General features: G+C 74.1%; 1 protein-coding gene. It reads left to right on the top strand.

What is annotated here, in order from left to right:
- On the top strand, nucleotides 1–1057 hold a 1057-nt coding region (locus AC5RV2_RS18315), incomplete at both ends, for an L-aspartate oxidase (protein ID WP_494093512.1).

The raw sequence follows: 1057 nt of genomic DNA on the forward strand, positions 1-1057 counted from the left end.
ACACGCTCGCCGCCGGCGCCTTCATGAACGACGACGGCGCCGTCCGCCTGCTGTGCGCAGGTGCGGCGGCGGAAATCGCCACCCTGGAAGAGTGGGGCGTGGCCTTCGACCGGCACGGCGGCGAACTGTCGCTCGGGTTGGAAGGGGCCCACTCCGCGCCGCGGATCCTGCACGCCGGCGGCGACCGCACCGGGGCCGGCGTCGCCGAAGTGCTGATCCGGGTGGTCCGCCGGCTGGCGGACGCCGGCCGGCTGGAAATCCTTGAGCACACGATGGTGCGGCGGCTGCTCACGGCCGGCGCGCGCGTGGCGGGCGTGGAGCTGCTGCACGCGGAATCAGGCGCCCTGACCGCGCGGCTGGACACCGACGTCGTGATCCTCGCGACCGGCGGTGCCGGGCAGCTGTATCCGGCCACCACCAACCCCGCGGCCGCCACCGGCGACGGCGCGGCGCTGGCCTGGGAAGCGGGTGCGGCGCTGGCCGACCTGGAGTTCATCCAGTTCCACCCCACCCTGCTGGACCCGGCGGCGACCGGCGGCAGGGCCTTCATGATTTCAGAGGCGGTACGCGGCGAAGGGGCCGTGCTGGTGGACGCGGCGGGGGAGCGGTTCATGCCGGCGCTGCACCCGGACGCCGAGCTGGCGCCCCGCGACGTGGTCTCGCGCTGCATCCACACTCGGCTCCGGCTGCAGGAGGAAAACGGGCTGGTGCCGCAGGTCTTCCTGGACGCCACCGGGATAGAGCGGGAGAAGGGCGCCGGTTACCTGGCCGCTAGGTTCCCGATGATCGACGCCACCGTCCGGTCGCTGGGCTTCGACTGGACGCGGCAACCGCTGCCGGTGCGTCCGGCCTCGCACTACTGGATGGGCGGCGTGCTGACCGACCACGACGGCCGGACCTCGGTGCCCGGGCTGTTGGCGGTGGGCGAGGTCGCCTGCACCGGCGTGCACGGGGCCAACCGGCTGGCCTCGAACTCGCTGCTGGAGGGTCTGGTTTTCGCCCGCCGCGCCGTGCACGCGCTGGACCGGCCGGAGCACGTGCCGGTGTTCGGCGCCGC

Source organism: Arthrobacter sp. Y3225116 (genome assembly GCF_059091245.1).